Below are 11,108 nucleotides of genomic sequence, written 5' to 3' on the forward strand. Positions count from 1 at the left end.
CACAGAATAAAGTGTCTCAGCGCCTGATAGTTCTCTCGGTAACTTTGGCTCTCGCGATAGTCATAGAGCAGCAAGTTGATATCCTGCATTGTACTAGCAGTCAGACTCGTCAGGGCGTTGGTCTTGCGCTGTGTGTCATAGTCGATGTGCACGCTCTGCGTAAGGGCAAGAACCTGGTGAACCTCGGGAATGAAATCCGTCGTATCTAATCCCGCACTGTCGAGTTTATCAATTAAATTACTCGCCACCAGCACCCTAATATGGGGCATTTTGTTGAAGGTCCGATTAGTTCGGCCTAGTGCTTGAATGACTAGGCGTAATCGACTCAGCGTGACGCTGCGGACTGCTGTCATTTCTGGATAAGACTTGTTCTTTTGAATATCTGAAAATCGTGCGCTGAGGTCGGAATAGCTGATTTCATAGGCATCGGCGAGGTATTCAAGCTGAGTAATTTGCTTCACGCCAGCGCGATTGATGCGAAACGGGTTCTCACGGCTCAAAACCTTCGTAATCTCACCCAGGCAGACACCCGCAAGGTCAATCTGATCCTGACGTGGGTCGTTAGGATTAGCATCAAACGGTGCAATGCTGACCGCTCGCGACTGTTCAAATCTGCCAATTGCGTGTTGTAAATTCTGACCAATACCGATAGTCTTATACGAGCTCAACAGGTACACCCTGGTCTCTTCTTCAGCAGGAAGCTGAAGCGCGTCCTTGAGTTGCTGGTCAACACTCTTTCCCGAATCACTATTGGAAGCGATGATTCGCAGTTCGGGCAGCTTCTCCTCATCCTTGACAAGCATCGCGCGCAACCCGTTAAACACTTCGCAGATAAGCTTACTGTTCATCGTCGGCTCATCTGGTCGGGGCAGTTTCATCTGCAGTCCAAGATAAGAGGTTAGGTCACGGTCAGTCAGGAAAATCACAAAACTGTCAAACAGCTCATAATACCGATTGAGGTAATACTGAATACTTTTTTTCTGTAACATGCCTGCTGCCTCGTAGTGAGTTGACCGCCTTGCGAATCGCCTGATCTAACGCCAGCACTCGAGATTCATCCACCTCAGCTACCTGATCGCTCATTCTAGCTTGAATGACGGCTAGCAGCGTCTTTTCCCCCTCTGTAACTGTGCGCTCCGCCTTGACCGTGACGCCGTGTTCAAGATAACGAGCCTGGTAATCGAACTCACTTTTCGTTTTAGCTGAGAGAAAATCGCGTCCGTGGAGCAAAGGGTCACCGAGTCGTTGCCGCATGTACGTCAGATCATAGTTGTCTAAGACAGTTGGTATTTCTGCTGTCGCAGAAAGTCCAAGCACATTGGCCTTGGTGAGAATGCTCAGCAAAAAGCGCTCCGGCGTCACCGCAAAGAATGCAGCATTGATCTCTGTTCGCAGGTCATGAGTACCAGCTCGATAAAGTTAAATAAGCCCAGTCCACGACTCTGAAAATAGTAGGCCTGACGATTAGGACTTAAGTTCTTGGGCTGCTCGCCGCGGCCAACCATATCCTGACCCAGATTCTGCAGCGTATGGATTTCACTTTGGCTTAAACGCAATGCATCGTAAAAAGTCGAGGTCGCGTCAAGCAAGGTCAGTCCAGTATCCCAGGCATCTGTATTAGCATTTCGCTTCTTCATGTATTTATCAGCAGTGTTGATAATCAACCGGTTGAGTCGGCGAATGTAGGCGGACACCCGATTCACCATATGCGTCAGAGACTGACTATTAGGCCCTAGCGAACCATTCATTGACTTAAGCTCCACCAAGTTTGTGTAATGGTTATGCGTGAGCTGCCAACCGCCCTTTTGACTGAGCAGATTTTTTTCCGGCCCGTGAATCAGAAAATTGCCAGTGTCCCCAACTCCAGAAGACTTATAAGAGTAATCGAGAAAAAAATTTCTGATTGAGTCTCTTTGCCCGTTGCTGGAGCTCACCAAACTTTGGCGAGTCTTTTACTAGATCTCGCAAATCTTGTGGCAGATCATCTTCAGCCAGAAGTCCTGTCGACAATTGTTTAAACATAGTCGGCAAATCAAACTGAACCTTTAATGCATCGTCAATGACTTTATCCAAAAGCTGCTCCTTGGTACTGTCAAATTCGTCCAATACCACTAGCGAATCGTCCAGGACCGACGAGAATTGAAAGGCACACCCACGATCCGAGAAGAAAGGCGTGTAGCTTCGGATAAACTTTGCAGTGGTCATGATCAAAAGCTGACGACGGTCCAGATCAATGGTCGGATAAAGACTGTTTAACCAACTGCAGACTGCGTCATCATGAGTCGCAACATACTCACGAATCGTTGCTTGATCGCTGGGCTGCCGCCAGCCATTCACTTTAACGAGCATTGCTAGGCGCTCACACACAACGGCACGAAATTCCCGCTCCTTCTTCGAAAGTGGTTGCCATTCCTGATCATCCCCCGGAATCAATGTCTGCTGTTTGTACAAAGCGTACTGTTTACCAAGAGCAGCTTTAGCGTCCTTGACAGCCGGTGTATTCAACGCTTCAGGCAGATTCGCCGCAATGATCTCGCCCACTAAATCCGCGGTGCCACGCAGAACGCCAACGCGTTGGTAGAAATCATTTTCTGACAAGCCCCACCCCATCCAGCTACTTTTGAAGGCTTTGAGATTCAGGTTCTTTTTCTGATCAGTCACAAAAAAAAGCACGAAAATTCGGCTCTCGTTGCGCTTGCGCCACTAAAAAAATGCGTCACCGAGTAAGTTTTACCACTACCGGTTGGCGCATCAAATGTCATGAGATGTCCTTTTCGTCCATCCTGCGTTAGAGCTTGGTACATGTGTTCAAAATCTTTCTGTTCCATTTCTCTCCTCCTTTTGCAGACAGCCTAAAGGTAGCTGGCTGCTTGACGCTTATTGTAAGCGCTGAAGGCAAAAATGAGAAGAATTTTGTGACACATTTAGAACAATACCATAAGAAAATTCTTTTATTCTAGTATTATATAAAAAAATATTGGGGAATAAATCTACTCCGTATCTCTGATTTAACACTAAATATCAAATGACACTGCGAAAACGTGGACCCCTTCACACATACAGCGGATCCCAGTATCTCTTTATCCAGGCCTCAGATTCCTCCGTTGTTTCGTCATCACCATTGTCCTTAATGATCAAATCGTCATCAACATTAAACAGATGCTGACGCCCTTTAACTTGGAACGGTCGGATATAGTAACCATCCTGACCAAACTTCCACTCGTAGCTTTTCGGCCCCAGCTGAATCACGTCAACAATTTGCACCACGCACAACGCGTGCCCAGGCATTGTCCCGGGAATACGCTGTGCAGTGGAACAGATAAGCAAATCACCACGGTGTTTCGTATTCCAACTTCTGAACTCACTGGTCTTATCGCCAGTTAGGATGTCAATTACATAATCAGGACGGATCGACAGTGCCTTCAAATCGTTCACTTCCTATGAGTTAATTATCGAAGTAATCCTCGTCAATTGCTAGGAGCTCATAACTCTTCCGCGCTCGATCTTGCTGGACACCAACGTGATACTTAAGCATCAGACTGGTTAACTTGATACCGTCAATCAAGACGATTGAAAAGGTCTTGGCTACAGCTTTGGCACCCGAACTAAATCCAGAGGTCGTGATGAAGACTCCCTGATTCCCGTGGACACGGCTTAAGGCACCATAAAATTGATCAATTTGTGGGCGCTGAACTATATTGTCCGCAGCATACCGCTTAGCCTGAACGTAAACGGTTTGAGTTCCCAAAGGATCTTGATTGATGATACCATCGATTCCACCATCTCCAGACGATGGGGTCAGGACCGATGTGCCATTGGTGCCTTGATACCCCATCGCATTCAACAAATCAATCACAAGCCGCTCGAAAAACACCGGCTCAGCCTCGCGAATACGTTCCAACAAGTTGACTGCGATGACACTGTTGTAATCATCGATTGCCTTCCCAATTTGCTCAGCTGAAGGTGAATCAACGGCATCATCTAGTAGATTATCTTTGCCATCACCCTGTCCGCTAACTGAGCCACTTTTAGCCCTTTTGAGGTCTCTCTTATGCTGCTTATAGTTTGGCTGAGCATGTGTCACTTCTTGTGACAACGCCATTCCATACTTCTGAAAAAGACTTTTTCCAAGTTCGGTGACGCGGTACACACCTCTTCTCGGCCGTTCGAGTAAGCCAGATACTGATAAATCGGATAGAGCCCACCCGGTACGATTTTCAATTGCAACATCCTGTCGTTTTCCTGATTGGAGTTCTCTCAAGTCCTGAGGGAGGTTCAGTTTCTCAACAGCGGCTGCCTTCAATTCGGCCCCAAGCCACTCTTTTTGGGTCATCGCTATAGACATCAACACCGGTAACATTGCATCCCAGGTGGGTACGCCATCTTTGGCAAGTTTAAGTTCCCGATAATCTAGTTTCATTTTGTTCACCTCCTTAAGCCAATTATATCTTGTTGCCGGCAACAAATTCGAAGAAAACAATTACTCCCTATCGCTGCTGAAGGCGCATGGGCACAGATGTATACCACACGTCAAAGCCACAAAATGAATAGATATTGTCTGAGGACAACTAGGTTAGTGAAAGTGGATTCCCTTTCTCCATTAGGTTAGTGTCAAGGCACTTTTCAGATGGCTCACGCATCATCCACTGATCAAACACGTACTCAGGACATCTAATAATAAACCATTTCCAATCCATAACGTCTCCACTACTTCACACAGAGGTGACACAACGTGATCCAAATCTAACCAACCTAGAATTTCTTACTCGGACTTCGTTGTGTTTCCCATTCCCGCAAGAAGGAGTAATCCTAAACCAATGGCTCCCTTTTTCCCATAATCTCGCATTTTACGTATGTGTTCAGTACAAAAAAAGCTCCTGTCTATTCAGCGTCTCCTTGTGGCATCCCGGAAACATGCAAATTCGGGCTGGTTTCGACTTTTTCATAAAGACTTCCCCCAATCTCTTTGTTTACCACATCTTCAACTAATTTCGTCGCACTAGTGTAAATCGTCTGTGCTAACTGCTGTACGTGGCCGCTGTCGCCACGATGACCATTGTCAATTCGCCAAGCAGTCGAACGATGATTCGAAGGGTCTTCTTCCAATAAACTTTGTTTAATGAAGGTGCGATAATTACTCAGAGTAGCTAGAAGGGGTTGTTCTTCACCGAGTGCAGTATATGCAGCCAAATTCATTTGAATGGACATATTCAAGTACCCCAGCGAATCTTGAAGTAATGTTTCGATTCTTGTGATCTCTTTACTCTTTGTTGCAGGGTCGGCAAGCTCAGATGCATCATTGCGAATTGCCAGCATTAGCTTGCTCGTGGTTTGTGCACCAATTGTCACTGCCTGCATCAACAATCTTTCTCGCAAACCTGGATCTTTCGATGCTAGACCTTCGATAATCAATTGTCGTGCACTGTAGACACCGGCAAAACGGTCATTATACTGACCTTGTTCTACTTGCTGAACAGCCTGAGTAAGCGCAATTAGTTGTTCAGAGACCGCTTGCAGCTGAACTTGAATAGCCGCCAGTTCTGGCAGCGTTCCAAGTTGACTGACCAATTTTTTTCTCCAGATTTACAAAGCCTTTTGACTCCCCTGTAACGCTATCCACAATGACACCATACAAGGTATTGGAATCCTTACGGGCTCCAATTTTCCATTGGCCTGAATCCAGCATAGATTGAGTATAGGAGTTGAATTTAGCAACAAACTCCACTTTGTTATCTTCCAGATGCCGCAATATATCAGAACCAGTCATGGCCGACTCTAGAATTGAAGTCAGTTTTTCACTTAATTGCAGAGATGCAGTTTGCCTTAATTTTTCCCCCAGGGATGAATCGAGGGAGTAACTATACAGATCGGGATCAGTAACATCAAAAACAAGATCTCCCGGCTTTGGCAAGATGATTTCAAATTGATTCACTATTATTACCCCCAACCGCAAGACTACCAAGTCAGTAAACAATTTCCTGGTAGATCGCTATCTTACAAAAAAACAGTCAACACTCAAAACGTCTATGGAAAAATCTGATAAAGTGTATACCTCGTCATCTTGACTGTAAGACTATCCTAGCCCAAACGCTTTAAACGCGGCTTCCTCCACGGTCTGATAAGTTACCCAAGTGAAGGCACCGAACAGATCCGCTGGCACCTCACTCATCTGTGCCATTGCAGATGAAGGCAACAGCACACTCTTCGCCCCGCTATCCTTGGCAACCTGCAATGTATCAGCAAGGTTCGTAATCTTGTCGATTGACCCACCGACAGTCATATCGCCAAGCACAACCATGCTATCCAGCGTGGACCGACCGACCGAAATTGAAATCAGTGAGATGTATGTGGCCAATGCCATATGTTCACTAATTCCATTGCCGTTCAGGTTGGAGATCTGGACAACGTAATTATGCTTCTTGGGCATGATACGCTGGTCAATATCTGCGTAATGGCTTTCCAGGCGCCGCATGGCAGTATCCATACCTTCACGCGTACCCCGGTTGTATCCGACCCCCGCTTTTTCCAGCTTGCCTTTGCCCGGCATTTGCTGGGACTCCAGCTTGAACAAGCTGAGTCTGCCAGAGTCATCGTACTGAATCGTGTAAACGTAGCCTGGTTTCTCAGTACCTGATGGAATCAGCGTGGCCGATCCCTGTTCTGGTACCGTGACAAATTTCTCCTCGCCTGATTCGCGGTCAATGTACGAGAAGTTCACATCGTAGAATTCCATCCCGCCGATTTTTTTTAAGCTGCTCTTTAACACGCCGGCGCATTTCCAATGCGAACTGAAGCACTTCCTCCAACTCATCTTTGGTGAATTTGCCGTCTGGAAAAAGAAGCTTAATCATCCCTGACACAGTCTTACGCACCGCAATCGTGTCTCGTTGATTGAGCTGAGCGCCAAGAGTGAAGTATTCCTCGATCACATCCCCATACCCGGTCTTGCGAAGCTCACGCATGACTTCAGCCATATAATCTGTGATCAATCCGTAGCCTTTGGTGAAAAAGGCTGGCTTATACTTAGGAATCTCCCAACCAGGCAGGTAGGCATGAATACGATCCAAAAACGCCGTATCAGTGCCCATCTCGGGAGGAAAGGGTTCGAATAGGTTGGACGTCCTCAGTAAAACGTCAACACTTTGATTGATGTTGCCAACAAAAACCATCCCGGCGGATGCCTGAACTTCTGTTCGCCCACGGACAAATGAACCCGATGCCATATAATCCTTCATAATCTGAATGCCGTCTTGATCCTTGAAGTTGATCCCGGCGACTTCATCAAACGCGACGACATCCCACATGCCGACCAGGCCGACCTCATGACGCGCCATGTTGTAGAACAGGTTAGCGACTGTGGTCTGACCACCTGATACAAGAATCGTGTTTGGCGACAACTCTTTGTACACATGGGACTTGCCAGTGCCACGCGGCCCCAATTCAACCAGGTTGTAGTTGTTCTCAACAAAAGGAATCAAACGCGCAATCAGCAATAATTTAACACGTTTATCAAACTGATCCGGCTCCATCCCAATAGTTCGCAGCAGCAAATCCAGCCACTCGTCGGTGGTGAAATGCTGCCGTGCATCTTTGATCTCTTGCATATCAATCGACGGCACCTGTACGGGAGTCAGCGAATCTATGACAAAATGGTCCTCGCTCTCGTGGTCGTAACTGAGGCGCACGATTGACCAAATGCCGCCAATAAGTAACCGTTCATATTTTTTTTGGATACTTCTCATCCACTGGTACCCCTTCAAGATTTAAATTACTAAAGCTGGCCTCATACCGATCCAGCTTTTCATTCAGCTTAACCGTAACGGTATCAATCACGGTGTAGGACCCGTTTTCACGGATCTTAGACTTCACCTTCTCGGCTTCGTCCTGACGCACATAATTATTGGCAAGCGTCTTTTTAACGTTTTCAACGCCCCGCTCAATCGTGACTGGGTCTGAACCGTTGGCATACTGACCAAGCAAAAATTCCAGAACATAGGTCGGCACATTTGCGCCTTCCTTAATCCGAGTAGTCAGATCCTTACGAACGAACCGGCCCGGCAGATATTCCTCCAGTTTTTCCAGCAGCGCTTTCTGGTCCGTTTGCTTTTCTTCATCAGATGTCAAAGCCGAAACCTCCTTGGATAACGATGTCCATTTGATAATCCGATGAATACTCAACATCGGTCTCCGTGTTGTGCAAGATTAAGTGGTACATCTTGCCGTTCTCAAATGGCTGCTCACTTAGTGTTAGACGGACGTTCTTAATCCGAGCATTAGGATCCTTATCCGCGATGTCAGCAACAAATGGGGTCACACCAGAAATCTTCCGATGCTCATCATCAGTCAAGTAAATCGAATAATGAGCCAATGTATTCACATCACTAATTGGATCATCCTGCATCACCCTCACGGTGACCTGTCTTGAAGTGATCCGACGACTTGACGTCACATCATGAATCTTGGCACTGACGGCCTGAGAACGGCCCTTTTGTAACTTAACATTAAGCACAGGAACCACCATCTCCTGAAGCGACGCGCCCCCATGAACGTAATTCTGGCTGGCTCCTGGTGCCTTGAAAATGTTGAAGTTGGTCGGGTAGTCGACATAGGTCGGATCATCATTACCCAGTAAATCACCCAACCGCTGAGACCCTACCCCTGTCAACTCGATTGGTACCTTGCTGAACGCATAACGCTGCTCCTTCTTTATCGTCTTAAAGTCGCTGATATCAATCTTATTGGCTTCATCAATTGGGGCCCAGCGATAGATGAAACCGTGATCTGAGGTAACCAAAATATTCCGCACACTAAGATTCCGCAGAAGTTCAATCGTGCGGCTCAACGCGTCAATTGTTTCGTCAACAGCCTTAAATACATTGTTCTCTGTCTTGGCACTCTCTCCGGTCACATCAATCTCATTGTGATAGAGATAGACAATCTGCTGGCCACTGAGCAAAGCTTTACGCTGTTCTGTATTCATGCTCAAAAACTTGGAAACTTGCGTAGCTTGGCTGGACTGGTTCTCGGCCTGAAGAATCTCTCGGCGTTTATCCACTGTGTCACAAGTCTGATCATCTACCGTCACATTCTTTTCACCATGATAGTCAAGATGATGATTGGGCAGCAAAGCTGGCATTCCAAAGTAAGTGACCGATGGCAGACCCGTAATCATCCAGTTCATTTTGCTTTCAAACTTGTCCTGACCATCTAATTTGGCCTGCAATTCCTTGGCCGCCTCGAACCGAAAGGCATCTGAAATAATCACCACCGTTTTCTGCTGTTCAGATGTCACGAAGGTTGAATAAAATCGGCGCTGCTGATGAGCTTGGCTCACTTGCTTGGGAGAATAGACCCGATTCCATTCACTGACTGAATGAGCAAGGTAGTCGTTAAGGTAAGTATTCTCAACTTTCCATCGCAATCCTTCAACCAAAGTTTCCTGATCTGGATTCACAGACATGAGTTTTGCGACAAATTCACGGTAAGTCGTGTCAATCCGATAATCATGGGTCGTGTAATCACTGATTAAGACTTCAAGATTATCGGCATTCCCTTTCGGTTGGAATCTGAGAATCGTCACTGCCGCCATTTCAATCTGATAGAGCTGATCATATTCCTTATGGTAAGCCAGCTTCTCGCGTAAGCTGATCGCTTGTTCAAGCGTCTTCTCTCCCACGCGCACGGCAATGTCGTTATCCAGCAGTCGATCAGTCATCCAAGCGATGATTAATTCATCGATCTGCGGAAAAGCATCAATCTTAATTAGTTGCGGAATGTCCAAACGTTTGAACTGAGTCTCGGCATGAACAAACTGCCAAACTTCACGTGCAATTTTGAACAAATCATCTCTTGCATCAATCATATTGCGACTATTCTGGACAAACGAAATAGCGTTGTTGACTGGGTTCAGCTGATAATCCGCAAACGAGGAAGGAAGATCTAACTGCGCTTCGTCATAAGCAAAGTTCAATAAAATTGCTGTCATTAAGCCGCGAAGGGTTGGCTGTTTTTTTCGAATACCCATAGGCCTGTGCGATAAAGTTCCAGAATGAAGCCAGCAAATCAAATTTATCAAAAACCCTCAGTGAGTCATTATCGTCTCCCAAAGAATCATTGTGGAGAACAGCGCGAAGAACGGAATTAAGTCTGGCTTCATCAGCTTTGGCTAAGACTGCCAACTCTGTCAGAGTTGGATCATTGCCGAGCTTGTATAGCTTCTGAAACCGGTTCTTTCGTTCCTTGCTACCAAAAAAATTGAGTCTGACTGGCCAACCAAGACTGCTGATCAGCAGGAAGTTGTAATTCTTTGCGCAACATTGTTGTGGCATCAGCAGTATAAGTCTTTGAGTAGCGAAGAAAGTCCGCCAAAAAGTTTAACTTTAATTCTGGCATCGGGCCGGGTGAATATACCAGTGCACTTTCATCCTTCTTCTGAAGGTCCAGTAACACCAACTTTGTTTTGAATTGCTCATCCGGCGTCATCTGCACTATAGGGACTCCTATTCTCTGTTCTAGTTCATCAATATTGTCTTCAAAGGTTGCTTGATCGTCATACCAAAAGACAAAATGATTACTCGGAGTAAACATTCCTTTAAGCGCTTCCGCGACCTGGTCGAGATTCAAATCTGCCATTTCTTGCTATCCCCATTCTTTGCCATGACCACCGATTAATTACTACTCCTAGTATACCCAAGGGAGAAGAACGTTACTACATTTGCCTTACATTAACGTGCTAACCAAGCGAACTTCGGAAAGATACCAGGAAGTCCAATTGCCTATTGGGCAAGTAAAAACCTGATTCGTGATTTTGAGATAGGATCCCCTCTCTCTTCTGTTGCTGAACCAAAAGTAGGCTTGCAAACAGGTAATAACGAACGATTCCTTAGACAATGGTATGAGGTCGGTTATTCAGCTATCAAATTTGATGCTAACGATAATAAGTCAGCGTTAGACTCTGGATTAAAGTGGTTTCCATATAACAAGGGCGGTTCTTATCGAAAGTGGTATGGAAACTATGATTACGTTGTAAATTGGGAACGCGATGGCTACGAAATAAAGCATTTCACTGATGATCGGGGTAAAGTGAGGTCTCGGCCACAAAATACAGA

10 protein-coding genes and 3 pseudogenes are annotated in these 11,108 nt (G+C 46.1%); 1 reads left to right on the top strand and 12 read right to left on the bottom strand.

Features of this window, described 5'->3' with window-relative positions; translation table 11 throughout:
* The 12 genes and pseudogenes from JCM13995_RS10965 to JCM13995_RS11010 all read right to left on the bottom strand — a co-directional run.
* Positions 1 to 989: pseudogene (locus JCM13995_RS10965) on the bottom strand (hypothetical protein); the annotation flags it as partial.
* The gene (locus JCM13995_RS10970) at positions 943 to 1,344 is read right to left on the bottom strand and encodes a hypothetical protein (protein ID WP_054665582.1); all 402 of its coding nucleotides are present in this window, start codon (positions 1,342 to 1,344) and stop codon (positions 943 to 945) included. The pseudogene JCM13995_RS10965 and the gene JCM13995_RS10970, both read right to left, overlap by 47 nt.
* A 14-nt stretch (positions 1,345 to 1,358) precedes the next feature.
* Positions 1,359 to 1,748, bottom strand: a complete 390-nt coding sequence (locus JCM13995_RS10975) for a hypothetical protein (RefSeq protein WP_054665585.1) — start codon at positions 1,746 to 1,748, stop codon at positions 1,359 to 1,361.
* Positions 1,749 to 1,872: 124 nt separating this feature from the next.
* Complete coding sequence (locus JCM13995_RS10980) at positions 1,873 to 2,661, bottom strand: hypothetical protein (RefSeq protein ID WP_156314454.1); 789 nt, start codon at positions 2,659 to 2,661, stop codon at positions 1,873 to 1,875.
* Positions 2,658 to 2,828 carry a hypothetical protein gene (locus tag JCM13995_RS14660; protein WP_156314455.1) on the bottom strand — a complete coding sequence of 57 codons (171 nt, stop codon included), beginning with the start codon at positions 2,826 to 2,828 and terminating at the stop codon, positions 2,658 to 2,660. The genes JCM13995_RS10980 and JCM13995_RS14660 overlap by 4 nt, the downstream gene beginning before the upstream one ends.
* A gap of 223 nt (positions 2,829 to 3,051) precedes the next feature.
* Positions 3,052 to 3,426 carry an ASCH domain-containing protein gene (locus JCM13995_RS10985; RefSeq protein ID WP_054665593.1) on the bottom strand — a complete coding sequence of 125 codons (375 nt, stop codon included), beginning with the start codon at positions 3,424 to 3,426 and terminating at the stop codon, positions 3,052 to 3,054.
* A gap of 19 nt (positions 3,427 to 3,445) precedes the next feature.
* Positions 3,446 to 4,420 (bottom strand): restriction endonuclease, encoded by a 975-nt coding sequence (locus tag JCM13995_RS10990; RefSeq protein ID WP_054665597.1) that lies wholly within the window; start codon positions 4,418 to 4,420, stop codon positions 3,446 to 3,448.
* 461 nt (positions 4,421 to 4,881) lie between these two features.
* Entirely contained in the window at positions 4,882 to 5,568 is a 687-nt protein-coding gene (locus tag JCM13995_RS10995) for a hypothetical protein (RefSeq protein WP_054665601.1), read from the bottom strand.
* Positions 5,501 to 5,932: a hypothetical protein gene (locus JCM13995_RS14665; RefSeq protein ID WP_156314456.1), complete on the bottom strand. Its 432-nt coding sequence runs from the start codon at positions 5,930 to 5,932 to the stop codon at positions 5,501 to 5,503. The genes JCM13995_RS10995 and JCM13995_RS14665 overlap by 68 nt, the downstream gene beginning before the upstream one ends.
* 141 nt (positions 5,933 to 6,073) lie before the next feature.
* Positions 6,074 to 8,124 (bottom strand): annotated as a pseudogene (brxL, locus tag JCM13995_RS11000) (protease Lon-related BREX system protein BrxL).
* Positions 8,114 to 10,024 (bottom strand): BREX-1 system phosphatase PglZ type A, encoded by a 1,911-nt coding sequence (pglZ, locus tag JCM13995_RS11005; RefSeq protein ID WP_082397828.1) that lies wholly within the window; start codon positions 10,022 to 10,024, stop codon positions 8,114 to 8,116. The pseudogene brxL and the gene pglZ overlap by 11 nt, the downstream one beginning before the upstream one ends.
* A gap of 218 nt (positions 10,025 to 10,242) precedes the next feature.
* Entirely contained in the window at positions 10,243 to 10,632 is a 390-nt protein-coding gene (locus JCM13995_RS11010) for a hypothetical protein (RefSeq protein ID WP_054665607.1), read from the bottom strand.
* Between the two features lie 96 nt (positions 10,633 to 10,728).
* Here JCM13995_RS11010 and JCM13995_RS16265 point away from each other — a divergent pair.
* Positions 10,729 to 11,108, top strand: a pseudogene (locus tag JCM13995_RS16265) (BREX-1 system adenine-specific DNA-methyltransferase PglX); the annotation flags it as partial.

Origin of the sequence: Lacticaseibacillus camelliae DSM 22697 = JCM 13995 (genome assembly GCF_001311195.1) — a bacterium.
GTDB lineage: Bacteria > Bacillota > Bacilli > Lactobacillales > Lactobacillaceae > Lacticaseibacillus > Lacticaseibacillus camelliae.